Genomic DNA, 24519 nt, shown 5'->3' with positions numbered 1-24519 from the left:
CGGCCGAATCGCGTGACGCCGACGTCAGTCGCAGCTGCCGGTGACCTCGAGCGACTCCTCGTCGAGCGCGAGATCGCGCGCCTGGAACGAGATGACGGCCTGCCCGGGCGTGACCTCGATGCCCGAGACCTCGGCCCCCTGCGGCAGGCGGTCGGCCACGCACACGTCGAGCGGGTTGCGGAGCAGACCGGGCAGGTCGTCGAGCACGAGCGAGCGGTCGCCCGACCCCAGCTCGACGCCGACGGGCGTCAGCAGCACCGACGTGCCGGCGGCCTCGGCTTCGGCAGTCACCGAGTAGCCGACCTCGATGCCGAGGAGCTCGATGCTGCCCCGATATCCGACGACGCCGTCGCCGAGCGTGATCTCGCCGTCGACGCCGGGCACGTCGACGAGCGCGTTGAGGGCGGCCTCGTCGGCGGTCACCGTGCCCTCGACGAAGTCGATCGTGCCGCCCTGCTGCACGGGCACGCCGTTCGCGACGAGGTGCACGGCGATCGGCGAGCCGTCGACCTGCAGGTCGGGCGCATCGGCGGTGATCCGGCCGATCGATCCGGTGAGCAGCTGCGCGAGCATGGAGAACCCGCCGATCTGCACGTCGACGTCGCCCTCGACCTGCTCGGGGAGTCCGGCCTCGGCCTGCTCGGAGATGCGCTGCTCGATGGCCGAGCGGGTGACCAGGTCGGCGATCACGAGGAGCGCCGCGACGACGAGCACGATCGCGCCGGCGATGATCCAGCCGCGCCCGGTGCGACGTCGACCGGCGCCCGACCCGGCGGCGGGGCGGCCGGTGTCTCGCGGCGCGGCGTCCCCGCCCACGCCCGCGCCAGCGCCGGCCGCGCCAGGAGCGCCGGCCGCGGTCGAGGAGGCAGCGCCCGCGGTCACGCCGTCAGGGATGACCTCGGTCGGCTGGTGATCGGCCGACAGCGGCTCGAGCACCGCGGTCGGCTGCAACTGCTCGTCGGGCTCGGGGGCCGCCCCGTCGGGCTCGGCCGCATCGGGCGCCCGGCCCGCGACCGCGGCGTCGTCGGACGCGCGGCCGCCCGCGGCATCCGTCTCGTCGAAGTCGTCGCGGGGTGTGCTCACGTGAACCTCCGTGCTGATGGTGCCTGGCGTGCGTGCGTGCCGGAGCAGCGTACCCGGGTCACATGCGCTCTGGCGCGGAGACCCCCAGCAGGTCGAGGCCGTTGCGGATGACCTGGCCGGTCGCGTCGTTCAGCCACAGGCGAGTACGGTGCAGGTCGCCGATGGGCTCCTCGCCGAGCGGCAGCACGCGGCAGTTGTCGTACCAGCGGTGGTAGAGACCCGCCAGTTCTTCGATGTAGCGCGCGACGCGGTGCGGCTCGCGCAGCTCGGCCGCCTGGGCCACGATGCGCGGGAACTCCTGCAGCGCGCCCAGCAGGGCCGACTCGGTCTCGTGCTCGAGCAGCTCGGGCGCGAAGCTCGAGCGATCGACGCCGACGGATGCCGCGTTGCGATCGACCGCACAGGTGCGGGCGTGGGCGTACTGCACGTAGAAGACGGGGTTGTCGTTCGTGCGGCGCGTGAGGATCTCGGGGTCGATCGTGAGCGGCGAGTCGGCCGGGTAGCGCGCGAGCGTGTAGCGCAGCGCGTCGGTGCCGAGCCAGGCCTGCAGATCGTCGAGCTCGATGATGTTGCCCGCGCGCTTGGAGAGCTTCGCGCCGTTGATCGAGACGAGCTGCCCGATGAGCACCTCGATGTCGCGCTCGGGGTCGTCGCCCGCGGCGCCGGCGAGCGCCTTCAGGCGGTGCACGTAGCCGTGGTGGTCCGCCCCGAGCAGGTAGATCTTGTGGCCGAAGCCGCGGTCGCCCTTGTCGAGGTAATAGGCGGCGTCGGCCGCGAAGTACGTGTACACGCCGTTGCCGCGGCGGATCACGCGGTCCTTGTCGTCGCCGAAGTCGGTGGTCTGCACCCAGACCGCGTCATCCTTGTCGTAGACGTGCCCCTGCGCGCGCAGGCGCTCGACGGCGGTGTCGACGTCGGACAAGCCGTCGTCGTTCTTCGCGTGCAGGCGGCGCTCGCTGGTCCAGATGTCGAAGTGCACGTTGAAGCGCTCGAGCGACGCCTCGATCTCCCCGAGCTGCAGCTCGTAGGCGATCTCGGTCGCGGTGTGCAGCGCTACGTCGTCGGCGAGCGAGAGCAGGTTCGGCTCGCGCGCCAGCACGCGCTGCGCGAGGTCGGCGATGTAGCTGCCCGGGTAGCCGCCCTCGGGCGTCGGCTCGCCCTTGGCCGCGGCCAGCACCGAGAGGCCGAAGTTCTGCATCTGGTTGCCCGCGTCGTTGATGTAGTACTCGTTCGCTACGTCGGCGCCCGCCGCGCGCAGCACGCGCGAGATGGCGTCGCCGAGGGCGGCCCAGCGGGTGTGGCCGATGTGCAGCGGCCCGGTCGGGTTGGCCGACACGAACTCGAGGTTGATGCGCGAGCCGGCCAGCTTGTCGGTGCGTCCGTAGGCGGCGCCCGCGTCGACGATGGCCTTGGCCAGCGCACCGGCGGCGGCCGCGTCGAGGCGCACGTTGATGAAGCCGGGGCCGGCGACCTCGGCGCTCGTGATGCCGTCGACCTCGGCGAGGCCCTCGGCCAGGTCGGTCGCGATCTCTCGCGGGTTGGAGCCGAGCGGCTTCGCGAGGCGCATCGCGATGTTCGACGCCCAGTCGCCGTGGTCGCGGTTCTTGGGGCGCTCGAGCACGATCTGCTCGGGCGTCAGGGCCACCTCGACCTCGGCGCCGGCGTGCCGACGTCGCTCGACCATGGCGGTCACGAGGTCGAACAGGGCGCGCGAGAGGTCGTCGGGAGTCACCCGCAAATCCTACCGTTCGACGTTGTACAGTCTGTCCATGCCCCGCCCTGCCGTGCTCCAGCCCGCCCGCCGACTCCGTTCCGCGCTCGGAACGACGCTGCTCGTCGCGGCATCCGTGGCGCTGCTGGCGGGGTGCAGCCCCTCCGGCGCAGACCCGAGCACGACGGCGGAGCCCGGTGCGTCGGGGGCACCGGCGGCGACCGAACCCGGTGCGACGACGGAGCCCTCGCCCGTCGAGACCGTCGAACCGCCGACGCCCTTCGAGATCGCCTGCGACGCGCTGGTCACGCCCGACCAGCTGTACGCGTTCAACCCGAACTTCGGCGCCGCGCCCGACTACGAGCCCGAGGCGGCCACGGTCGTGACGGTGGCGACGGATGCCGCGGGCACCGCGTGCGGCTACCTGAACCAGACGAGCGGCGAACTCGTCGAGGTGGCCGTGGCGACGCCCTCCGCCGACGCGCTCACCGGCTACGCGAACGACGCCGCGACGAGCAGCAACGCCGTGCCCACGTACGGCACCCCGCCCGAGGTCTCGGGCTACTTCGAACAGGGCGGCAGCCACGGCCAGGTGCAGGTGTTCACCGGCGACTACTGGGTCGTGCTCGACTCGACCGACTTCTTCGAGCCCGGCGACGCGCAGGGACTCGTCGAGGCCGTGATCTCGAACCTGCCGACGAGCTGACCCGCAACCCGACCCGCAGAGGAGCGACGCATGGCGGCCAACACGCCCGGTACCCCGTCCTGGCTGGGGGCCGTCAACGACCGGGCGGGCCTCTCGGTGCTGCTCGACCACGGTCCGCTCACGCGCAACCGCATCTGCGAGCTCGTCGGCGTCTCCAAGCCGACCGCGTCGCAGATGATGAGCCGCCTGCTGCAGCTCGGCGCCGTCGAGGAGCAGGGCCTGCTCGCGGGGTCCGCCGGGCGCGCCGCCGTCGTGTACGCCGCCCGCACCGACCGGCGCGTGGGCGTCGCGCTCGACCTCGACGCCTTCGAGCTCCGGGCGACCGTCGTCGACGCCGCAGGCACCGACCGGCCGGTCGTGCGAATGCCGCTCCCGCGCGACCCCACCGCCCGCTCGGCCGTCGAGGAGGTGCGTCGGGCCATCGACGCGGCGAGCGAGGCCGCGGGCACCTCCCCCGACGCGGTGCACACGGTGTGCCTCGGGATCCCCGGGTACGTCGACCCGGGGGCGGGCGGCGAGCTCTTCAGCGAGACCCTGCCCGGATGGCCGGTGCGCGGGCTCCGCACGATCCTCGAGGACGACCTCGGACGCACCGTGCTCATCGAGAACGACGTCAACCTGGCCGCCCTCGCCGAGCGCGAGTTCGGCGCCGCCGTCGGCGGCGACGTGTTCGCGCTGCTCTGGCTCGGCAACGGCGTCGGCGCCTCGTTCGACGTGGCGGGCGACCTGCACCGGGGCTCCTACGGCGGCGCCGGCGAGATCGGGTTCCTCCCCGTCTCGAGCGAGGCGAGCGCGCTCGACCCCGCCGCGCGCACCGTCCAGGACCTCGTGGGCGGCCGCGCGGTCGCCCTCCTCGCCCAGCGGCACGGCATCGACGCCGACGGGTTCCACGCCGCACGCGAGGCGCTCGCCGATCCCGGTGCCGACGACGCGCGCCGGGCGGTCTTCGACGACCTCGCCGAGCGCGTCGCCCACATCGCGCTCCCCGTCATCGCGACGCTCGATCCACGGCTGATCGTGCTCGCCGGCCCGACCGCCAACCTCGGCGGCGACGCCTTCGCGCAGGCGGTGGCGGGCGGCATCCGACGCATCAGCCGCTGGTACCCCGAGGTGCGCGCGACGAGCGTCGAGGGCGACGCCGTGCTGCGCGGGGCGCGGAGCCTGCTCGGAAGCCGGGTGCGCGAGGAACTGCTCGACTCGGTCGCGGCGCTCGGGCGCGTCTGAGCCCGCGCAAACGGTGCTAGTGTTGACGGCTGTGCGCCTCCGTAGCTCAGGGGATAGAGCGCCGGTTTCCGGTACCGTAGGTCGGGGGTTCGAATCCCTCCGGGGGCACAGATCCCGTCGTCGTTCGACGGTCACCCAACGAAACGCGTCGTTCGTTCGTCTCTTCAGGTGACGGCGGATCCTCCGCCGTCGGGAGGAGCCCCGATTGGCCCGCACGTGGGACGCCGTCGCGACCAGACTCGTCGCCGAACGCGGTGATGCGCTCACGCGCTACGCGTTCCTGCTGACGGGCGACGCCGACGACGCGTCCGACCTCGTGCAGGACGCGCTGGTGCGCACGTTCGGCACCCCGCGCGTGCGGCTCGACCTGCCGCGCGCCGACGCGTACGTGCGCCGGGCCATCCTGAACGCGGTCATCGACCGGTCGCGGCGCGACAGCACCTGGCGTCGCGTGCGCCACCTCGCGGTCGCCCCCGCGTCGGCCGACCCCGAGTCGGAGCGCACCGACGAGCGGCTCGACCTCATGCACCGCATCCGCGCGCTCGCGCCCCGTCAGGCCGCCTGCATCGTGCTGCGGTACTACGAGGACCTCACGGTCGACCAGGTCGCGGCGACGCTCGGGCTGAGCTCCGGTGCCGTCAAGCGCTACCTGAGCGACGCGCTGCGGGCGCTCTCCTCCTCGATCCGAGCCTCCGACGCGCCCGCACCGCGCCCGGCTCCGACCCGAACGGAGGGCGATCATGTCGCCTGACCCAGACCCCCGGTTCGATCCCGACGACCTCTCGAGGGCGCTCGCCCGCGAGGCGGATGCCGCGGGCGGCCGCCCCGTCGACCTCGACGCCGTGCTCCGCGGCAGCCGGGCGCGGCGGCACCGACGTCGTCGGGCCGTGATCGGCGTCACGGCGTCGGTCTCGGGCCTCCTGGTCGTCGGTGCGCTCGCGTTCGGCGTCGCATCGCTCGGGGACGTCTCGACGACCGCGGGGTCGAGCGCCGAGTCCGCGTCCGCCCCCGCCGAGTCAGCCTCCGAGTCCGCCTCTGTCCCCGCCGACGGCGGCGAGGCGCAGGGGCAGGCGCCGGAGTTCGTCGCGCCGCAGGACGGCGACCAATTCGGCACCGACGGCCTGGTGGTCTCCCCCGACGCCCTGAACCGCTGCGGCGAGCCGGTCGCCCGCGCCACCGAGACCTCGACGAGCCCGCTCACGGCGACGGTGCTCGAGCCGACCGACCCGGTCGCGCCCGGCGCCCAGGGCGTCGTCCGGGTGCGCGTGGCCAACACGGGCACGACGGTCGTCGAGGGCTCGGTTCGCGCGGCACCGTCGATCACGGTCTCGGATGCCGGGACCACCGTGTGGCACCCGGCGCTCTCGATCGGCGACGCGCTCGTGCCCGTGCGCCTCGCGCCGGGCGAGCACGTCGACCTCGACGGACGGTTCACCGCGGCATCCTGCACCTCGGCCGACGAGCAGGACGGCACCATCGCCGCCTCGCTGCCGCCGCTCGCCCCCGGTTCGTACGACCTCTCGGCGGTGGTGCCGTTCGTCGCCTCCACCGGTGACGAGGCGATCCTCGTGGTCTCCCCGACCGCCCCGCTGACCGTCCGCTGAGAGCGCAGCGCCGCGGCATGGACGACGTCACCGGGGGCCCATAGACTCGGATCCGGTCCGTTCCCGGGGTCTGGAAGGCATTGGTGCATGACGTCGAACCGTCGTAGTCCGGCGATCATCGCGAGCGCGCTCGGCATCGTGCTCGCCCTCGCGGGGGTCGCCCCGGCGTGGGCCGAGACGCCCGTCGAGTTCGGGCAGAGCCCGATCGTCGACACCGTCGGAGCGCTCGACGGCCGCACCGACGACGTGCTCGCCGCCATCGAGCGCACCGCCGACGACACCGGGCGGCAGCTCTTCGTGGCGTACGTGAGCGAGTTCGAGAGCCCCGCGCAGGCCGACACCTGGGCGAACGACACCGCGGTCGCCAACAACATGGGCGACGAGGACTACCTGCTCGCCGTCGCCGTCGACGGCCGCGCCTACTACCTGTCTGCCGCCGACAACGCGCAGGTCTCCGCCGAGGAGATCCAGCGCATCAGCCTCGAGGAGATCGAGCCAGAGCTCGTCGACGGCGATTGGGCCGGCGCCGCGATCGCCGCGGCCGAGGCGCTCGACACGGGCGGCTCCGGCTCGGGGGGTTCCGGCTGGGGCTGGGTCTGGTTCCTCGTGGCGGCCGCCGCGATCGTCGCCGTCATCGCGATCGTGCTCTCGCGGCGTTCCAAGCGCTCCCGCACGACGGGTGGCCAGGGCAGCGGCCCGTCCGGTGCTCCCCCTGTTCCGCTCGACGACCTGCGCCGCACCGCGGGCTCGGCGCTCGTGCAGGCCGACGACGCCATGAAGACCAGCGAGGAGGAGCTCGGCTTCGCCACCGCCTCCTACGGCGACGACGCCACCTCCGCGTTCCGCGCGGCGCTCGCCGAGGCGAAGGCGAAGGTCGCCGACGCGTTCGGCCTGCAGCAGCGCCTCGACGACGACACGCCCGACTCCGATGCCGACCGGCGTGCCGCCTACGAGGGCATCATCCGCCTCACGGGCGAGGCCGACGCCCTCCTCGACGCGCAGGCCGAGGCGTTCGACGCGCTTCGCGACCTCGAGCGCAACGCGCCGGCCGAGCTCGAGCGCGTCGCCGCGGAGGCCGCGACCGCGGAGGCCGCCGTCGCGCCGGCCGCCGAGCGGCTGCGCGCACTCGGCGAGACCTATGCGGCGTCGGCGCTCGCGGCCGTGGCCGACAACCCGACCCAGGCGACCTCGCGCATCGCGTTCGCGACGGAGGCGCTCGCGCGGGCGCGCACCGCCGTCACGGCCTCGGAGACGGCGGATGCGGCCGTCGCGATCCGCGCCGCCGAGGAGTCCGCCGACCAGGCGGCGCTGCTGACCGCCGCCGTCGAGCGGCTCGCCGCCGACCTCGCGCAGGCCGATCGCGCCGTCGAGGCCGGCGTCGCCGACCTCGAGGCCGACGTGGTCGCCGCCCGCGCCCTCGGCGGCGACGCCGCGCAGACCGCCGAGCGCACGGCCACCGCCGCGGCCGAGCTGCGCGCGGGTGCGGGCGCAGCCCGACGCGACCCGCTCGCCGCCGTCGCGAGGCTGACGCAGGCGAACCAGGAGATCGACGCCGTCATCGCCGGGGCGCGCGCCGCAGCAGAGCAAGCGGCCAGGGCCGACGCGCTCCGCGAACGCGCCATCGGCAGCGCACGTGCGCAGGTGCAGACGGCCGAGGACTACCTCGTGGCGCGACGCGGCGCGGTCGGCACCGAGGCCCGCACACGGCTCGCCTCGGCGGCCCAGCTGCTCCAGCAGGCCCAGACCGCCGCCGACCCGTCGCCCGCCGTCGAATCGGCGCAGCGCGCCGAGCGGCTCGCCGCGGAGGCCCTCTCGCTCGCACGCAACGATGTCGAGGGCTTCGGCGGCGGGTTCGGCGGCATGGGCGCCGGCGCGGCCGGCGGCGGGTCGCGAGGCGGGTCGGGCGGCGACCTCATGGGAGCCGTGCTCGGCGGCATCCTCATCGACTCGATGCTCGGCGGCGGCCGCGGTCGCTCCGGCGGGTCCGGCGGCTTCGGCGGCTCGGGCGGCGGGTTCGGCGGATTCGGCGGCTCGGGCGGCGGCAGGTCCGGCGGCGGCCGCTCGGCCGGCAGCTTCGGCGGCAGCTCGACGCGAGGCCGACGCGGGAGCGGGGGCCGATTCTGAACCACCAGCGCCACGAGACGGACGACCGGCGCGGCATCCCGCACTCGGTCGCCGCCGGCGAACCGGGCAACACGTGCAGTACCTGACGATCACCTGACGAAAGGAACCACCATGACCAAGCAGTCCATCTTCGGGAGGATCTCGACCCTCCTGCGCGCGAACATCAACGCGCTCATCGACCAGGCCGAAGACCCGCAGAAGATGCTCGACCAGATGGTGCGCGACTTCACCAACAGCATCGCCGACGCCGAGGCCGCGATCGCCGAGACCATCGGCAACCTGCGCCTGCTCGAGGACGACCACCGCGAAGACGTCGAGGCCGCCCGCACCTGGGGCGAGAAGGCGATCGCCGCAAGCCGCAAGGGCGACGAACTGCGCGCCTCCGGCGACGCCGCCGGGGCCGACAAGTTCGACAACCTCGCCAAGGTCGCGCTCGGCCGCCAGATCTCCTCCGAGAACGAGGCCAAGGCCGCCGAACCGCAGATCGCCTCGCAGACCCAGGTCGTCGAGCAGCTGAAGTCCGGCCTGAACGGCATGAAGGAGAAGCTGGTCCAGCTGAAGAACAAGCGGTCCGAGCTGCTCGCGCGCGCCAAGACCGCCGAGGCGCAGCGCCAGGTGCACGACGCCGTCAAGTCGATCGACATCCTCGACCCCACGAGCGAGCTCGGTCGCTTCGAGGACAAGATCCGTCGCGAGGAGGCCGTCGTCCGCGGACAGGCCGAGCTCGCCGCATCGAGCCTCGACGCCCAGTTCAACGAGCTCGACGACCTCGGCGAGCTGACCGAGGTCGACGCCCGCCTGGCCGCGCTCAAGGCCGGCGGCAGCCAGGGAGCGATCTCGGGCTGACCTCCGCACGACCCGTCCACGGCGGGGTCGGTCGCGTCTGCGATCGACCCCGCCGCGGTCGTTCCGGCCCGTGCCGGTCGCGCAGCCCGAGTCGATCGCGCGATACTGGGCTCATGCCCGCTACCTTCGTCGTCGTCCCGCTCTGGCAGGGCTCCGTCTCCTCCCGCGCGATGAGCCTCGCCGACGGCGCCGCGGCGATCCTCGGCGACCTCCCCGCCGCCGCGACGGTGAGCGTCGACGTGCCGATCGAGGCGGGCGAGGCGCTCGGCACGGGCATCCGCCGCTACAGCGCCGTGCGGCGCACGCGCGAGCGCACCGAGGAGGCCCTCGCGGGCATCGCCGGCACCGCGATCACCGTGGGCGGCGACTGCGGGGTCGCCCTGCCGGGGGTCGCGCACGCGTCCAAGCGCTGGAGCGGCGAGCTGGCGGTGCTCTGGCTCGACGCGCATCCCGACCTGAACACCCCCGACTCGTCGCCCTCCGGCGGATTCGGCGGCATGGCGCTCCGGCACATCGCGGGCGACGGGGCCGACGGCCTCGCGCTCGACGACGACAGCCGGGTCGCCCCGAACCGGCTCGTGCTCGGCGGCGTGCGCGCGATCGACGCAGAGGAGCACCGGTTCATCGAGGAGCACGGCATCGACGTGCTCACCGTCGAGGACCTCTCCGACCCCACCGTGGTCATCGCCTCGCTCGAGGCCACGGGCGCCTCGCGGGTGTTCGTGCACATCGACCTCGACGTGCTCGATCCGTCGGCGCTGGCCGGCCTCTCGTACCCCATGCCGTTCGGCGTGGATGCCACGACGCTGGTGGCGCTCGTGAAGGCCGTGGTCGAGCGGTTCCCGTTGGCCGGGGCCGCGATCACCGGATTCGCGCCCAGCTCCCCCGAGGCCGCCGACGACGACCTGCCGACGATCCTGCGACTGCTCGGAGCGCTCGCGAGCGGTGCGCCCGCCGAGGGCCGCGCCGGCGACCCCGCGGCATCCGCTTCCGCATCGCGCTGACCGAGGGCCGGCCCGAGGCCGGAGGCCGCAGACGGCCCACCCGCGTTCGCACCGGCGCCACTGGCATCGGACCCGCCGGAGCGCAAGGGGTGCCCCCGGCGCTCCCCGCTGCCTAGGCTTGGGCCACTGGCCCGCACCCGCGGGTGCGAGAGGAGACCGATGCAACGCGAAGTCGACGTCGTCGTACTCGGGGCGGGGCCGGTGGGCGAGAACGTCGCCGACCGGGTGCGCGCCGCCGGACTCGACGTGGTGGTGGTCGAGCACGAGCTCGTCGGCGGCGAGTGCTCGTACTGGGCGTGCGTGCCCTCGAAGGTGCTGCTGCGCAGCGCCGCCGCCCTGCGCGCCGCCAAGCGCGTGCCCGGTGCCGCCGACGCGGTCACCGGCGGCCTCGACGTCGAGGCGGTGCTGCGCCGACGCGACTACTGGGTGTCGGACTGGAGCGACCACGGCGCGGTCGAATGGCTCGAGGGCGCGGGCATCGGGCTCGAGCGCGGCCACGGCCGGCTCGACGGCGCGCGCCGCGTCGTCATCGCGCACGACGACGGTCTCGACGATGCCGACGGCGCAGGAGGCTCCGACGCGGGCACGGCCGACGGCGCAGGAGGCTCCGACGCGGGCACGGCCGCCGGCGCCGTGACGCTCGTCGCACGCCATGCCGTCGTGGTGGCGACCGGCAGCGACCCGGTGATCCCGCCGATCCCGGGTCTGGCCGAGTCTGCCCCGTGGACCAGCCGGGAGGCCACCAGCGTCGAACGCGTTCCCCGCAGGCTCGCGATCATCGGCGGCGGCGTGGTCGCGTGCGAGATGGCCACCGCCTACGCCGGATTCGGCACCGAGGTCACGGTGCTCGCGCGCAGCAGCCTCCTCGGCGGCATGGAGCCCTTCGTCGGCGACGCCGTGGCCGAGGGCCTGCGCGGCCTGGGTGCCACCGTGCGCACCGGGGTGCAGGCGACAGCGGTCGAACGCACCGACGGCGGCGAGGTCGTGCTGACGCTCGACGACGGCAGCACCGTGTCCGCCGACGAGGTGCTCGTCGCGACCGGGCGCAAGCCGCGCACCGACGCCATCGGGCTCGAGACGGTCGGGCTCGTGCCGGGCGACTGGCTGCGCGTCGACGACAGCCTCAGGGTCGAGGGCGTCGAGGGCGTCGAGGGCGTCGAGGGCGTCGAGGTGGCCTCCGACGGCTCCGGCGGCGCCTCCGACGCCGAAGCGGCCCCGCCGTGGCTCTACGCCGCGGGCGACGTGAACCACCGGGCGCTGCTGACCCATCAGGGCAAGTATCAGGGTCGCGCGGTCGGCGACCTCGTCGCGGCCCGTGCCACGGGGCATCCGGTCGATCTCGCCGACTGGGGCGTGCACGTCGCCACCGCCGATCACGTCGCCGTCCCGCAGGTGGTGTTCGCCGAACCTGAGGCGGTCGCCGTGGGACTCACCGAGGCCCAGGCCGTGCGGTCGGGCCGTCGGGTGCGCACCGCCGAGGTCGCGATGACGTCGGCGAGCGGCACGGGCATCCTCGCCGACGGCGCGGACGGTCGGGCGAAGCTCGTGGTCGACGACGAGCGAGGCACGGTCGTGGGCGCCACCTTCACCGGACAGGACGTCGCCGAGCTGCTGCACGCGGCGACCGTCGCGATCGTCGGCGAGGTGCCGGTCGACCGCCTCTGGCACGCCGTGCCCGCGTTCCCGACCGTGAGCGAGATCTGGCTGCGGCTGCTCGAGGAGCTCGGCCGGCCCGAGGCGACCGCATGAGCCGGCGGACCCTCCGCCTGACCGATTCACCGATCAGCCGGGCCGGGTTCTGGTGGGCGACCTGCGTCGGGTTCGTCTGGGGCACGCTCTGGAGCACCGGGCGCGTGGAGCGCCGCCACGGCCTGCTCGTGTTCACCGGCATGCCCGGCTGGACCTTCGGCCGCGGCGGCTCGTGCGTCGGCGCCTGCTACCTCACGAACCGCAACGACTCCGACACGGTGCTCGGGCACGAGGCCGTGCACAAGCAGCAGTGGCTGAAGTACGGCATGCTGCTGCCCGTGCTCTACCTGCTCGCGGGGCGCGATCCGCTGAGGAACCGGTTCGAGATCGAGGCCGGGCTCGAGGCGGGCGGCTACCTGCCGAAGCGACGACGACGATCGGATGCCGCGGGGCGGGCGGCCTGAGCGACGTACGCGGTCGCGGGCGGCCGTGCCCGGGGCATCCGCTCGCCGTGCACCGACGACGAAGGCCGGCGCCCCGACTGGGAGCACCGGCCTTCGACAGCCTGCGCGACTACTCGGCGAGCGCCGCGGCGAGCGAGTCCACGAGCGCGGGCATGCCCGCCGGCCAGGTGAAGCTCAGCGCGGTGGGCGGCGAGACCGACGACACCGTGATGGGGTCGTAGACCTGCGCCACGCGACCCGCCTTGACGGCGGGGATCGCCTGCGTCTCGGGCTTCGTGAGCAGGGTCGCCGCCGTCGCCTCGTCGGACGAGTAGTTGACGATGACATCGGCGTCGAGCTTGTCGAGCTGCTCGTAGCTCAGCTCGTAGAAGAAGCCGCCGTCGCTCGTGTCGAGCTCTGCGACGCTCGGGGCGACCTCGAGGCCGAGCTCGGTGAGGATGCCGATGCGCGGGTCTGCGCCGGTGTAGACGTAGACGAGGCCGTCGCCGTCCCAGATGCCGGCGACCGTCTTGCCCTCGAACTCGGGGTGCGCGGCGGCCTGCTCGGCGAGGGTGTCGTCGATGTCGGCGAGCACCTGCTCGCCCTCGGCCTCACGGCCGAGCGCCTTCGCGGTGATCGAGATCGTGTCGTCCCAGTCGGTGGTCCAGGCGGCCTCGGGGTAGGCGACGACGGGGGCGATGTCGCTGAGCGTGTCGTACTGCTCCTCGGTGAGGCCCGAGTACGGGGCGACGATGAGGTCGGGCGCGGCCTCGATGAACTCCTCGTAGGGGATGGTCGCGCCGCCCTCGTCGTCGTTGATCACGACGGGGTGTTCGACGCCGGCGTCGTCGTAGGCCGCCTCGACCCACGGCAGGAGGTTGCCCTCGCCGACGGTCCAGCTCTGCTCGGCGACCGCCACGGGGTAGACGCCGACGGCGATCGCGGCCTCGGTCGAGCCCCAGCCCCAGGTGGCGACGCGCTCGGGCGCCTGCTCGACGACGGTCTCACCGAAGGCGTGCTCGATCGTGATCGGGAAGCCGGTGCCGACGGCCGAGTCGGATGCCGCGGTGGGCTCGTCGGTCGTGCCCGAGGCGCAGGCGGTCAGGGTCAGGGCCGTGGCGGCGATGCCGGCCAGGGCGATGAGCGGACGTCGAAGACGCACGGAGAACTCCTCGTTCGGTGTGTGGGGATAAGGAAAGGCTAACCTAAGTGCACCAGCGGGGCGAACCCGACCGGTCACGGACGCGTCACGATTCGGCGGCGGGCGGCTCTTCCGACGCGTCGGGCCCCGGCGCAGGCGCCGACGTTGACGCGGACGCGGCGGCTCCGAGCGCCGCCGTGTGGAACCGCCCGACCGGCACGATCATCGGCGACCCGGCGACCGGGTCGGGGATCACCGAGGCCTCGAGGGCGAACGCGCGCTGCACGGTCTCGGGCGTCAGGATGTCGCCCGGCCGCCCCTCGGCGATGATCGCCCCCGCCGACATGACGACGAGGTGGTCGGCGTAGCGCGCCGCGAGGTTGAGCTCGTGCAGCACCATCACCACCGTCGTGCCGCGCTCGCGGTTCAGTTGGGTGAGCAGGTCGAGCAGCTCGAGCTGGTGCGTCACGTCGAGGTAGGTCGTCGGCTCGTCGAGCAGCACGATGTCGGTCTGCTGCGCGAGCACCATGGCGATCCAGACGCGCTGGCGCTGGCCGCCCGACAGCTCCTCGAGCCGGCGGTCGGCGAGGTCGGCGATGCCGGTCGCGGCGAGCGCCTCGGCCACGAACCGGTCGTCGTCGCTCGAGTGCCGGCCGAACCAGCCCTGGTGGGGGTAGCGGCCGCGGCCCACCAGCTCGGCCACCCGCACGCCGTCGGGGGCGATCGACGACTGCGGCAGCACGCCGATGCGGCGTGCGAGCTCGCGGCGCGGCATCGCGGCCACGTCGCGGCCGTCGAGCGTGACGCGCCCGGCGTCGAGCTGGTGCAGCCGGGCGAACCCGCGGAGCAGGGTCGACTTGCCGCACGCGTTGGGGCCCACGATGGCCGTGATGCGACCCGTCGGGATCACGAGGTCGAGTCCGTCGATGACGCGGCGCCCGTCGTAGCCGAGGCCGACGCCGACTGCGGCGAGCCCGTCGGCGGCGGTCCCGGTCGCGGTCACGGCGGCGGTCGCGGTCGCGGTCGACGGAACGGATGCCGGCACGGAGGCGGTCATGCGCTGGCCTTTCTCTCGGAGCGGGCGAGCAGCCACAGCATGTACGGAGCACCGATGAGGCCGGTCACGATGCCGACCGGCGCGGTGAACTGGGGCAGGGCGAACTGGCCGACCACGTCGGCGCCGAGGGTGAGCACGGCGCCGGTCATGACCGAGGCCGCGAGCGCCGCTCCCCCGTCGTCGACGAGCCGCCTGGCGATGGCCGGGGCGATCAGCGCGACGAAGGCGATCGGCCCCGCGACCGAGGTCGCGACCGCGATGAGCAGCACCGCGATGAGCAGCAGGATGCCGCGGCGCACGTTCGTGCGCACGCCGAGCGAGCTCGCGTGGTCGTCGCCGAGCGCCAGCACCGGCAGCCCCTTCGCGAACACGGCGACGAGGAGGCATCCGACCAGGACCCCGGCGATGAGCAGGGTGAGCGCGTCGCCGCGCACGTCGGAGACGCTGCCGACCGTCCAGAGCAGCGCGGCCTGAGCCTGCCGCACCTCGGCGCGCGCGAGCTGCCAGGCGATGAGCGAGCCGCAGACGTACGCGAGGCCGACGCCGACGAGCACGAAGCGCACCCCGTGCAGGCCCTGGCGCCACGCGGCCGCACAGATGACGAACGCCACCAGGAGCGCGCCGGCGAGCGCGAAGCCCGACACCACGGCACCGGCGAGTCCGAGTCCGAGGATCGCCCACACCGCGCCGAGGCTCGCACCGGTCGAGACGCCGAGGATGTCGGGGCTCGCGAGCGGGTTGCGCAGCACGGCCTGGAACACGGCGCCCGCGAGGCCGAACGCCGCGCCGACGAAGACCGCCGCGAGGATCCGCGGCAGACGGAGCTTGAACACCACGAGCTGCTCCGTGCGATCGCCCTGGCCGAACAGGGTCGCGAGCACGCGATCGGGCGCGACGCTCGCCGCGCCCGACGAGATCGCGATGAGGGCGAAGACGAGCGCGAGCGCCGTGCCGATCGCCAGGGTCGTGATCAGTCGCCGCCGGTTGCGTCGTCGCACGGAGCCCACGAGGAGGCGGACGTCGTCGGCGGTCGGAGCTGAGGCCCCGGCCGGGGGCATCGGGGTCTTCGTGAGGTCGGCCGTCGTCATCAGAGGCCCGCCACGTTCCGGCTGCGGGCGATCGCGATGAGCACGGGCGCACCGAGGAAGGCCGTGACGACGCCGGCCTCGAGCTCGGCGTTCGGCACGATGAGGCGGCCGATGACGTCGGCCGCGAGCAGCATGATCGGCCCGAACAGCAGCGCGGTCGGCATGATCCACCGGTAGTCGGACCCGACGAGGCGACGGGCCGCGTGCGGCACGACGAGGCCCACGAGCGCGATGGGTCCGGCGAGCGCCGTCGCGGTGCCGCAGAGCAGCACGAGGGCGATGCCCGACACCGCACGGGTCGTGCCGACCCGCTGTCCGAGCGCGTTCGCCACGTCGTCGCCGAGGGCGATCAGGTTGAGGCGGTTCGCGAGCATGAAGGCGACGACGGCGCCCACCGCGATGAACGGCCAGAGGACGGCCGCGACGTCGAGCCCCCGACCGGTCAGCGAGCCGACGGCCCAGAACCGGTACTGGTTGAACGTCTCGGTGTCGCGCAGCAGCACGAGGGCGATGAGCGGGGTGATGAAGGCGGTCACGGCCGCGCCGACGAGGGCGAGCCGCACCGGCCTGCCGCGCCCGAGCGAGAACACGATCGCGGCCGCGGCGGCGGCGCCGGCGAACGCGAACCAGATGTAGCCGAGCGGCGAGCTGACGCCGAGGAGCGCGATGCAGAGCACGACCGCGAGCGAGGCGCCCGAGTTGAGGCCGAGCAGGCCGGGGTCGGCGATGGGGTTGCGCGTGACCCCCTGGATGAGCGTGCCTGCGAGCCCCAGGGCCACACCGGCGAGCAGGCCGATGACGGTGCGCGGCACGCGCAGCTGCCACACGACGTTGTGGTCGGCGTTCGCGGGGTCGGGCCCGATGATCGCCTGCCAGACGACGCCGGGGTCGATCGAGCGGACGCCGAGGGCGAGGCTCGCCGCGACGACCACGAGGAGTGCGAGTGCGCTGCCGACGAGCACGGCGATCGCGCGTCCGCTCCCGACGCGACGGGTGCGCCGCCGCCCGGGCGCGGCGCCGACCGGGTCGACCGGGTCGGCCGCCGGGGTCGCAGCCGTGGTGGCGCCCGCGTCGGCGGGCCGCACGGCGTCGTCGACGGGCATGCCGGTCTCCCGGTTCATTCGAGTTCGGCGCGCCCGCGGCGCCAGTACCCCATGAACGCGACCTGGCGGCGGTCGAGCCCCGCCTCGCGCACGAGGAACCTGCGCAGGCCCGTGATGACCGACGCCTCTCCGGCGAGCCAGGCGTAGCAGGCCCCGTCGAGGCTCTGCCCTGCGGGCACGTCCCAGAGCGGCGTGTCGGGCAGGTCGGCACGCTCGGCCGCGGCGAGCGCGGCGGCGGCCTCGTCGCCTCCGGCGCGGGTCACGCCGAGGTCGGCGAGGTGGCGCACGACCCAGTCGCGCACGGCGGGCGCGAGCAGCGCGCCGTGCTGGGCGTGCGCGTCATCGCCGACGCGGTCGGCGTGGGCACCGGTGTCGCGCGGGAGCCACCGCACGTCGACGCCGTCGGGCGCGCGCACCTCGAGCACGTCGCCCGACTCGGGCACCTCGAGGAACGCCGCCCCGACGGAGTTCTCGGGGAGCGATTCGAGGATCGCGCAGATCGCGGGCGTCGCGGTCTCGTCGCCGGCGAGCAGGAGGGTTCCGACGTCGCCGGGGCGCCAGTCGATACCGACCGTGCGGCCCGCGCCGAACTCGTCGGGGCCGATGAGCACGAGCTCGTCGCCCGGCTTCGCACGACCGGCCCATCGGGACGCCGGGCCGACGTCGCCGTGGCAGGCGAAGACGATGTCGACCTCGCGCCGGTCGGGCCGCACGGCGCGCACCGTGTAGGTGCGGAAGGGGTTGCGCAGCTCGGCGGGCAGTTCGCGCCACTGCGAGTACCAGTCCTCGCCGTCGGGGAACGACGCGAAGCCGTTCGACTCGAGCGGCAGCACGACCTTGACCCGCTGGTCGAGCCCGGCCGTGCCGAAGTCCACGAGGTCGTCCCCGGTGAACGTGACGTTCACGAAGGTCGGCGAGAGGGGTTCGACGCGCGCGACCGTGACGGCGAAGTTGCGGTATGCGGGCCGGTCGCGACGGGGGGCTTCGGCGACTGAGGTAAGCATTACCTAAGTGTCGCACACCGTCCCGCGGCATCCGAACCGGCCGGAGATCACCAGACGATCGGATGCCGCGGCGCACGCCGCAGCCGGCGCTCGAGATGCGCCGCGAGCGAGAACAGCGTCTCCTCGCCGCCCGGTCGGCCGATGAGCTGCACGCCCATCGGCACGCCCGCCTCCGTGAACTCCACCGGCACGGTGATCGCGGGCAGCCCCGCGACGTTCACGAACGACGTGAACGGCGTGACCTGCACCTGCTGGGCGAAGTTGCGCTCGCCGTCATCGGCGTCGTACCAGCCGACGGCGGGCGGTTCGAGCGCGAGCGCGGGCGTCAGCACGGCGTCGTACGACGCGAACCTCGCGATGACGCGCCGCTCGAAGTCCGAGAGCCACGAGAGCGCCTCGGCGAGCTGCCGCGCGGGCAGTGCCCGCCCCCGCTCCAGCAGCCACCGGGTGAGGGGCTCGAGCAGCGCGAAGCGCTCGTCGTCGACGGGGATCGAGGCCGCACCGGCCTGCCAGATCGTGCGGAACGCCCCGGCATAGCCGGGTTCCGGCGCCGGCGGCACCTCCTCGATGCCGTGACGGCCCTCGAGCACCGAGATCGCCCGCTCCAGCGCGGAGCGCGCGGCAGGCGCGATCGCGATGTCGTAGGCGTCGTCCCACGGGGTCTCGGTCATCACGCCGATCTGGAACCGGCCCTCGCCGCGGATCGCCGCGCCCAGGTAGGGGCCGTCGTCGCCGGGCGCCCGCACGGCGTAGGGGTGCGACGCCGGATACCCGGTCGGCGCGATCATGCCGTCGAGCAGCAGCGCCGCGTCGGCGACGGTGCGACCGATCGCGCCGGCCACACCGAGGCCCGCGAGCCCGCCGAGCCCCGACCCCGCAGGCACGCGCCCGCGGGAGGGCTTGATGCCCACGAGCCCGCAGACCGCCGCCGGGATGCGGATCGAACCGCCGCCGTCGGAGCCCGGCGCGAACGGCAGCATGCCCGACGCCACGGCCGACGCCGCTCCCCCGCTCGAGCCGCCCGCTCCGAGCGTCGGCGCCCACGGGTTGCGCGTCGGTCGCCCCACGAGCGCCTCGGTGTACGACGGCAGGCCGAACTCGGGCGTCGCGGTCTTGCCGAGGCTCACCGCGCCCGCCGCGTCGACGGCCCGCACGAGGTCGTCGGAGGCATCGGGCACGAACCCGGCGAACGCCCTCGACCCGTACGCGACGGGCACGCCCTCCCGCTCGTGCAGGTCCTTGTCGGCGAGCGGCATGCCCCACAGCGGAGCGGCCTTCGGCACCGACTCGGTCACGAACCTCGCGCGTTCGAGCGCACGTTCGGGCGTGATGGTCGCGAACGCGCCGAGCTCGGGGTCGAGCCGTTCGGCGCGATCGAGGTAGTGGCCCGCGAGTTCGACCGGCGACACCTCCCCGCGCTGCAGCAGCTGATGGAGTTCGAGTGCGGTGAGCTCGTGCAGTTCCACACCCTCGAGCCTACGACGGCGATCACCCGCGCCGCCCTCGCCGCCCTCGCAGCCCTCGCAGCCCGCACGGCTGCCGCTAGCATGGCGCCCGTGGGCACGAATCCGGGGGGCGCCGCGCTGGCGACGTCGATCACGCGGCATCCGCTGATCTGGGGCGTCGGCTGGAGCGTCGTGCTCGGCGCCGCGCTGGTGCTGTCGGTGGCGCTCGACGCGCACGGCCTGCTCGACTGGCTCCTCATCGCCCTGCTCGTGCTGCCGTCGACGGCGGCGACGATCGCCGTGCTCGTCGCGACGCCCAGGGCACACTTCGAGGCCATGTCGTCGGTGTTCTCGCACTTCTTCGTGCGCTACCTCGCGCTCGTCTTCGGCGTCGTCGCCTGGAGCGCCTCGGTCGTCGTCGGCGCGACGATCTCGCAGGCGATCCAGCTCGCCGCCGAAGGGCGCGAAGACGAGATCGTCGGCATCGGCTTCGACGTCATGCTCGTCATCGTGCCGGTCGTGGCCGCCGTGCTCTGGGGCGCGTTCGTGCTGCGCTGCGCGTGGTTCCTCGCGCGCGTGCGCGGCTGGGCCGAGTCGCCCTCGTCGCACCGGGTGCCCGCGCATCTGCTCGAGGGGCGCCCCGGCCTGCGTCGGGTCGTGGTCGGCCTCGCGCATCCGGCCCTGTTCGCGGCGACGGGCCTCGTCGTGTCCGTCGCCGTGCCGTTCGCGGCGGGAACCGTCGAGATCGCGCTCTGACGCCGGCTACTTCAGCGATCGCTGCAGGAGCACGGTGCCGAGCCAGCGGTCGAACTTGAACCCGACGCGCCCCATGCGGCCGATCTCGGTGAAGCCGAACTTCTCGTGCAGCGCGATCGAGGCCTCGGCGCCCTGGTCGGCGATGACGGCGAGCATCTCCTTCAGGCCCGCGGCCTTCGCGCGGGCGATCAGCTCGCCGAGCAGCGCGCGCCCGAGCCCCTTGCCCGCTGCCGCTGGGCCGAGGTAGATCGAGTTCTCGACGGTGAACCGGTAGGCGCGCTTGGGTTTCCACGGCGCGACGAGCGCGTAGCCGAGCAGCTGGCCGGAGGGCGACTCGGCGACCAGGAACGGCATGCCGAGCTTCGTCAGGTGGGCGAACTTCGCCTTCCACTCCTTCAGGGTCATCGCGTCTTCGTCGAACGTGACCGTGGAGTTCGCGACGTAGTAGTTGTAGATCTCGCGCACCGCGGGCAGGTCGGCGGCGACCGCGTCGCGGATCTCGAAGGAGAACGGCGCCTCGGGTTCGACGGGCTTGCGCAGGTGGCGCGGAAGTTCGCGGCGCGGCTGGTATTCCTCCTCGAGCATGCCGACCACCCTACGCCGCGCAGGTCGCCTGCGGATGTCGCGATCTCGGCCCTCGGGCGGGCAAGGGGGCGGATGCCACGGCATCCGCCCGGCGCATCGTCGAGCCGATCAGGCGATCGACCAGTCGACGGGCGCCGCACCCTGCGCGGCGAGCAGTTCGTCGGCGCGGCTGAACGGCCGCGAGCCGAAGAACCCGCGCCGCGCCGAGAGCGGACTCGGGTGCGCGGACTCGATGACCGGCGTCCCGCCGAGCAGCGGTCGCAGCTGCTGCGCGTCATTGCCCCAGAGGATCGCGACGAGCGGCGTGCCGCGTGCGGCGAGCACACGGATCGCGTGATCGGTGACCTGCTCCCAGCCCCTCCGGCGGTGCGAGCCCGCCTCGCCGGGGCGCACGGTCAGCACCCGGTTCAGCAGCATGACGCCGTTCGCCGTCCACGACGAGAGGTCGCCGTGCGCGGGCGGCTCGACGCCGAGGTCGGCGGCGAGCTCGGCGTAGACGTTCGAGAGGCTCCTGGGCAGTGGGCGCACGTGGCGTTCGACCGCGAACGAGAGGCCGATCGGATGCCCCGGGGTCGGGTACGGGTCCTGGCCCACGACGAGCACGCGGACGTCGTCGAGCGGCGCGGCGAACGCGCGGAGCACCAGGTCGGCCGCGGGGAGCACGCCGCGCCCGGCGGCGGACTCGGCGCGGAGGAACGCCTCGACCTCGGCGAGGGCGGGGGCGACGGGCTCGAGCGCCCTCGCCCAGCCGGGGTCGATGCGCCCGGCCGCGACGAGGTCGTCGAGCGTGCCGAGGCCGTCGAAGGCCGCGGGCACCGCGGTCGCGCCGCGCGCGGTCGGGTCGGCGAGGCCGTCGAACACGCCGAACCCGTCGAGCGGCTCGCCGCCCGCGGACGGCATGTCAGGCGCCGAGCGTCGAGACGAGCACGCCGCCGTCGGCGGGGAGCACGCGCCAGACGCTGCCGGATCCCACGACCCGCAGGCCGCCCTCGCCCACGATGAGCGCCGTGCGCTCGTCGATGCCGAGCGCGCTCTCGATGAGCCCGGCCTCGACCGCGGCGACGAGGCGCGACAGGTTTCCGCGCTGCGCGACATGCGCGTCGACCGCGACGTCGATGAGCCCGATGCCGGCCTCGACCTCGAACTCCTCACCCGGTTCGGAGGGGTCCTCGGGCGACACGACCACGCCGTCGATGCGCGAACCGCCGCCGAGCGAGCCCTCCGCGGCGATCATCGCCCCGGCCGAGACGCCGAGGTACGGCACGCCGGAGGCGACCTGTCGCCTGAGCTCGCCGAACACCGGCTCGATGCCCGCCCTGACCTCCTCGACGATGCCGCCGCCGACCACGATGGCGTCGACGTCGGCGATCGAGGCGAGGTCGACGGATCCGCCGCGCTCGGCAGCGGTCACGTGCGGCTCGAAGTCGCCTGCGGCGCGGAGCACGTCGACGAGCACCTCGGCCTGCTGCACGCCGGCCGGGTGCAGCGAGAGCACCGCGACGCGGGGCCGCTCGCGGCCCGCGGCCCGGCCGCGGGCGGTCGCCTCCGCGAGGAACGGCTCGTAGAGCGGGGCGTGCGCGGCGCTCAGCGCACCGCCGCCGACCAGGTGCACGCTCATGCGACCGACCCCGCCTCATCGGCGGCGTCGGCCGCGCCGAGCAGGTGCACGGGCGGCAGCGCGGACCAGGGGAACACGATCCAGTCGTCGGTGCGCTTGTAGTCGAAGTCGGGCTCGAGCACCGTGTGCGACTTGGTGTACAGCGTGGCGCTGCGCACCTCGGCGCCGGCGTCGCCGAGGATGCCGACGACCTTCGCGAGCGTGCGACCCGAGTCGGAGACGTCGTCGACGAGGAGCACGCGCTTGCCGCTCAGGGCCGGCGCATCGAGCATCGGCGGGTGCAGGATCGGCTCGTCGAGTCGCTCGTCGATGCCCGTGTAGAACTCCACGTTGATCGACCCGCACGCCTTCGTGCCGAGGGCGTAGGCGATCGACCCGGCGAACAGCAGGCCGCCGCGCGCGATCGCGATCACCACGTCGGGCTGGAACCCGGAGGCGAGCACCTCGGTCGCGACCTTTCGCGAGGCGACGGCGAAGTCGTCCCAGGTGAGGATCTCCTTGCGGATCGCATCGCCGGTCGTGCCGGCGTCATTCGCATCGAACGTCATGCGTCAAGGCTAGCCGTCCGGTCGGGGCTCGCGTTCGGCGTGATCCCGGGCGTCCGGTGGCCGCACCGCCGGCCGCCGTCCGCGTCAGCCCCGGGGCGCGTCGGGCGGGCCGCCTGCGTGCGATCCGCCCTCCGACTCGCCCTCGGCGGTGCCGGGGCCGCCGGGCGGTCGACCGGGCCCCGCCTCCTCGTCGGCCTCGGTCGGGTCGAACAGCTCGAGCATCGCCCCGGTGCCTCCGGTGCGCTGCGTGCGCACCTGGTTCACCCGGTCGCCGATGTACGAGATGACCGTCGCCGACGCCGTGCCCACGATCACGACCCCTCCCGCCATGAGGAACACCGCGTAGACGCGGCCCTCGGTCGTGATCGGGTACATGTCGCCGTACCCGACGGTGGCGAGGGTCACGATGGCCCACCAGACCGAGTCGCCGAACGTCGTGATCGTCGCCCCCGGCGCGTCGCGCTCGGCCTGGAGCGTGGCAAGCGAGACGAAGTAGACGAAGACGATCGCATAGGTCGTGCCGTAGATGATGATGTTCGCCCGCACGGCGGCGCCGTTGCGGCGTTGCAGGTACGGCACCTCGCGGAGCAGCGTGAGCACGCGGAAGGCCCGGAAGACGGGGATGACCGCCGAGAGCATGTCGATGGGGTGGGTGCGCACGAATCGCCACCTGCCGCCGCGCGGCGTGAGCGCGATGCGCACGACCACGTCGGTCACGAACACGAGCCAGGCCGCCATGAGCGCCAGGAACAGCGCGGACCCGGGTCCGCGCGGGATCCAGGGCGCGAGCACGTAGACCGTGTAGGCGACGATGAAGACCACGCCGAGCACCACGAGCGGCACCGTCGTGACGCGTTCCCATGCGTCGCGGCGCGGCGCCGGCGCGGGGGGCGCGGCGGCCATCACCCCTCCGAGCGCACGGTCAGGGGCCCCTTTGCGACCAGGTGCGGCGCCGACTGCGCCACGGGCTTCACGACGATCAGGTCGAGGTCGACGTGCCGCGGCTTCGTGATGGCATCGACGATGACCTCGGCGATGTCCTCCGCGACGAGCGGTTCGGGCACGCTGCTGTAGACGGCGTCCGCCCTGGCCCGGTCGCCGCCGAAGCGCACGAGGGCGAACTCGTCGGTCTTCACCATGCCGGGAGCGACCTCGATGACGCGCAGCGGCTCGCCGTTCAGCTCGAGCCGCAGCACCTCGGTGAGCGCGTGCGCGGCGAACTTGGCCGCGTTGTAGCCGCCGCCGCCGACGTACGCCGTGTGACCCGCGATGGAGGTCACGTTCAGGATGTCGGCGACCCCGCGGTCGACCGCGCCCCGGCGGAGCAACGGCAGCAGTGCCGAGATCACGCGCTTGACGGCGAGCACGTTGACCTCGAACATCCACGCCCAGTCGTCGACCGACGAGCCCTCGACGCTGTCGAGCCCCTTCGCGCCGCCCGCGTTGTTCACGAGGGCGTGCACCGGACCGGTGGCCTCGAGGTGGTCCCGCAGCGCGTCGACGTCGGACTGCACGGTGAGGTCGGCGACGAAGACCTCCGCCCCGGTCTCGGCGGCGAGCCCGCGCAGGCGGTCCTCGCGGCGGGCGACGCCGACGACCTGCCAGCCCGCGGCGCGGAACGCGCGCACGGTGGCCGCTCCGATGCCCGAACTCGCACCCGTCACGACCGCACGCAGATCACTCATGCGCCCATTCTGCCGTGCGGAGCGCGCACGCCGCGCGCACCCGCCGCGGAACGCG

General features: G+C 74.0%; 24 protein-coding genes and 1 tRNA gene. 11 read left to right on the top strand and 14 right to left on the bottom strand.

Annotation, left to right across the window (positions count from 1 at the left end; all coding sequences use genetic code 11):
• Positions 1 to 24: 24 nt before the first annotated feature.
• Entirely contained in the window at positions 25 to 1083 is a 1059-nt protein-coding gene (locus ACFVS8_RS06365; protein WP_387059089.1) for a DUF2993 domain-containing protein, read from the bottom strand.
• 58 nt (positions 1084 to 1141) lie between these two features.
• Positions 1142 to 2815 carry an arginine--tRNA ligase gene (locus ACFVS8_RS06360; protein WP_387059086.1) on the bottom strand — a complete coding sequence of 558 codons (1674 nt, stop codon included), beginning with the start codon at positions 2813 to 2815 and terminating at the stop codon, positions 1142 to 1144.
• Between the two features lie 37 nt (positions 2816 to 2852).
• Between ACFVS8_RS06360 and ACFVS8_RS06355 the strand changes: the two genes are divergently transcribed.
• The 10 genes from ACFVS8_RS06355 (at position 2853) to ACFVS8_RS06310 (ending at position 12455) form a co-directional block, all read left to right on the top strand.
• Positions 2853 to 3500, top strand: a complete 648-nt coding sequence (locus tag ACFVS8_RS06355) for an iron ABC transporter ATP-binding protein (RefSeq protein WP_387059083.1) — start codon at positions 2853 to 2855, stop codon at positions 3498 to 3500.
• A 30-nt stretch (positions 3501 to 3530) separates the two neighbouring features.
• Complete coding sequence (locus ACFVS8_RS06350; protein WP_387059080.1) at positions 3531 to 4724, top strand: ROK family protein; 1194 nt, start codon at positions 3531 to 3533, stop codon at positions 4722 to 4724.
• A gap of 35 nt (positions 4725 to 4759) precedes the next feature.
• Positions 4760 to 4832: transfer RNA gene (locus tag ACFVS8_RS06345), tRNA-Arg, on the top strand.
• Between the two features lie 97 nt (positions 4833 to 4929).
• Positions 4930 to 5475 carry a sigma-70 family RNA polymerase sigma factor gene (locus ACFVS8_RS06340; RefSeq protein WP_387059077.1) on the top strand — a complete coding sequence of 182 codons (546 nt, stop codon included), beginning with the start codon at positions 4930 to 4932 and terminating at the stop codon, positions 5473 to 5475.
• A complete protein-coding gene (locus ACFVS8_RS06335; protein ID WP_387059074.1) occupies positions 5465 to 6328 on the top strand; it encodes a hypothetical protein in 864 nt (287 codons plus the stop codon). The genes ACFVS8_RS06340 and ACFVS8_RS06335 overlap by 11 nt, the downstream gene beginning before the upstream one ends.
• Positions 6329 to 6415: 87 nt before the next feature.
• On the top strand, positions 6416 to 8452 hold the full coding sequence (locus ACFVS8_RS06330) for a TPM domain-containing protein (protein ID WP_387059072.1): 2037 nt from the start codon (positions 6416 to 6418) through the stop codon (positions 8450 to 8452).
• Between the two features lie 111 nt (positions 8453 to 8563).
• Positions 8564 to 9298 carry a PspA/IM30 family protein gene (locus ACFVS8_RS06325; RefSeq protein WP_387059070.1) on the top strand — a complete coding sequence of 245 codons (735 nt, stop codon included), beginning with the start codon at positions 8564 to 8566 and terminating at the stop codon, positions 9296 to 9298.
• Positions 9299 to 9411: 113 nt separating this feature from the next.
• The gene (locus tag ACFVS8_RS06320; protein WP_387059067.1) at positions 9412 to 10302 is read left to right on the top strand and encodes an arginase family protein; all 891 of its coding nucleotides are present in this window, start codon (positions 9412 to 9414) and stop codon (positions 10300 to 10302) included.
• Between the two features lie 159 nt (positions 10303 to 10461).
• Positions 10462 to 12051, top strand: coding sequence for a dihydrolipoyl dehydrogenase family protein (locus ACFVS8_RS06315; protein ID WP_387059064.1), 1590 nt, complete (start codon positions 10462 to 10464; stop codon positions 12049 to 12051).
• On the top strand, positions 12048 to 12455 hold the full coding sequence (locus tag ACFVS8_RS06310; RefSeq protein ID WP_387059061.1) for a Fe-S oxidoreductase: 408 nt from the start codon (positions 12048 to 12050) through the stop codon (positions 12453 to 12455). Before ACFVS8_RS06315 ends, ACFVS8_RS06310 begins: the two co-directional genes overlap by 4 nt.
• A gap of 109 nt (positions 12456 to 12564) precedes the next feature.
• Here ACFVS8_RS06310 and ACFVS8_RS06305 read toward each other — a convergent pair whose 3' ends face one another.
• The 6 genes from ACFVS8_RS06305 to ACFVS8_RS06280 all read right to left on the bottom strand — a co-directional run bounded on the left by ACFVS8_RS06305 (position 12565) and on the right by ACFVS8_RS06280 (position 19293).
• Positions 12565 to 13596, bottom strand: a complete 1032-nt coding sequence (locus ACFVS8_RS06305) for an iron-siderophore ABC transporter substrate-binding protein (RefSeq protein ID WP_387059059.1) — start codon at positions 13594 to 13596, stop codon at positions 12565 to 12567.
• Positions 13597 to 13681: 85 nt separating this feature from the next.
• Complete coding sequence (locus ACFVS8_RS06300) at positions 13682 to 14632, bottom strand: ABC transporter ATP-binding protein (protein WP_387059057.1); 951 nt, start codon at positions 14630 to 14632, stop codon at positions 13682 to 13684.
• Positions 14629 to 15720: a FecCD family ABC transporter permease gene (locus ACFVS8_RS06295; RefSeq protein ID WP_387059054.1), complete on the bottom strand. Its 1092-nt coding sequence runs from the start codon at positions 15718 to 15720 to the stop codon at positions 14629 to 14631. Before ACFVS8_RS06295 ends, ACFVS8_RS06300 begins: the two co-directional genes overlap by 4 nt.
• Positions 15720 to 16823, bottom strand: a complete 1104-nt coding sequence (locus ACFVS8_RS06290) for a FecCD family ABC transporter permease (RefSeq protein WP_387059051.1) — start codon at positions 16821 to 16823, stop codon at positions 15720 to 15722. The genes ACFVS8_RS06295 and ACFVS8_RS06290 overlap by 1 nt, the downstream gene beginning before the upstream one ends.
• Before the next feature lie 14 nt (positions 16824 to 16837).
• Positions 16838 to 17827, bottom strand: coding sequence for a siderophore-interacting protein (locus ACFVS8_RS06285; protein WP_387059048.1), 990 nt, complete (start codon positions 17825 to 17827; stop codon positions 16838 to 16840).
• 47 nt (positions 17828 to 17874) lie between these two features.
• The gene (locus ACFVS8_RS06280; protein ID WP_387059045.1) at positions 17875 to 19293 is read right to left on the bottom strand and encodes an amidase; all 1419 of its coding nucleotides are present in this window, start codon (positions 19291 to 19293) and stop codon (positions 17875 to 17877) included.
• A gap of 90 nt (positions 19294 to 19383) precedes the next feature.
• On the opposite strand from ACFVS8_RS06280, the gene ACFVS8_RS06275 reads away from it, so the two are divergent.
• On the top strand, positions 19384 to 20028 hold the full coding sequence (locus ACFVS8_RS06275) for a hypothetical protein (RefSeq protein WP_387059043.1): 645 nt from the start codon (positions 19384 to 19386) through the stop codon (positions 20026 to 20028).
• A gap of 6 nt (positions 20029 to 20034) precedes the next feature.
• On the opposite strand, the gene ACFVS8_RS06270 is transcribed toward ACFVS8_RS06275, so the two are convergent.
• The 6 genes from ACFVS8_RS06270 to ACFVS8_RS06245 all read right to left on the bottom strand — a co-directional run bounded on the left by ACFVS8_RS06270 (position 20035) and on the right by ACFVS8_RS06245 (position 24464).
• The gene (locus ACFVS8_RS06270) at positions 20035 to 20613 is read right to left on the bottom strand and encodes a GNAT family N-acetyltransferase (RefSeq protein ID WP_387059040.1); all 579 of its coding nucleotides are present in this window, start codon (positions 20611 to 20613) and stop codon (positions 20035 to 20037) included.
• A 108-nt stretch (positions 20614 to 20721) separates the two neighbouring features.
• On the bottom strand, positions 20722 to 21513 hold the full coding sequence (locus ACFVS8_RS06265) for a uracil-DNA glycosylase (protein ID WP_387059037.1): 792 nt from the start codon (positions 21511 to 21513) through the stop codon (positions 20722 to 20724).
• Position 21514: 1 nt separating this feature from the next.
• Complete coding sequence (locus tag ACFVS8_RS06260) at positions 21515 to 22231, bottom strand: Type 1 glutamine amidotransferase-like domain-containing protein (protein ID WP_387059034.1); 717 nt, start codon at positions 22229 to 22231, stop codon at positions 21515 to 21517.
• Entirely contained in the window at positions 22228 to 22779 is a 552-nt protein-coding gene (locus ACFVS8_RS06255) for a phosphoribosyltransferase (RefSeq protein ID WP_387059032.1), read from the bottom strand. Before ACFVS8_RS06255 ends, ACFVS8_RS06260 begins: the two co-directional genes overlap by 4 nt.
• Before the next feature lie 84 nt (positions 22780 to 22863).
• Positions 22864 to 23682, bottom strand: coding sequence for a potassium channel family protein (locus tag ACFVS8_RS06250; RefSeq protein ID WP_387059029.1), 819 nt, complete (start codon positions 23680 to 23682; stop codon positions 22864 to 22866).
• Positions 23682 to 24464, bottom strand: coding sequence for an SDR family oxidoreductase (locus ACFVS8_RS06245; protein WP_387059026.1), 783 nt, complete (start codon positions 24462 to 24464; stop codon positions 23682 to 23684). The genes ACFVS8_RS06250 and ACFVS8_RS06245 overlap by 1 nt, the downstream gene beginning before the upstream one ends.
• Positions 24465 to 24519: the final 55 nt, after the last annotated feature.

Source organism: Agromyces sp. NPDC058110 (genome assembly GCF_042884735.1).
Lineage (GTDB): Bacteria > Actinomycetota > Actinomycetes > Actinomycetales > Microbacteriaceae > Agromyces.
The sequence above is the reverse complement of the archived record's forward strand: the minus strand, read 5'-3'. Positions and strand labels throughout refer to the sequence as shown.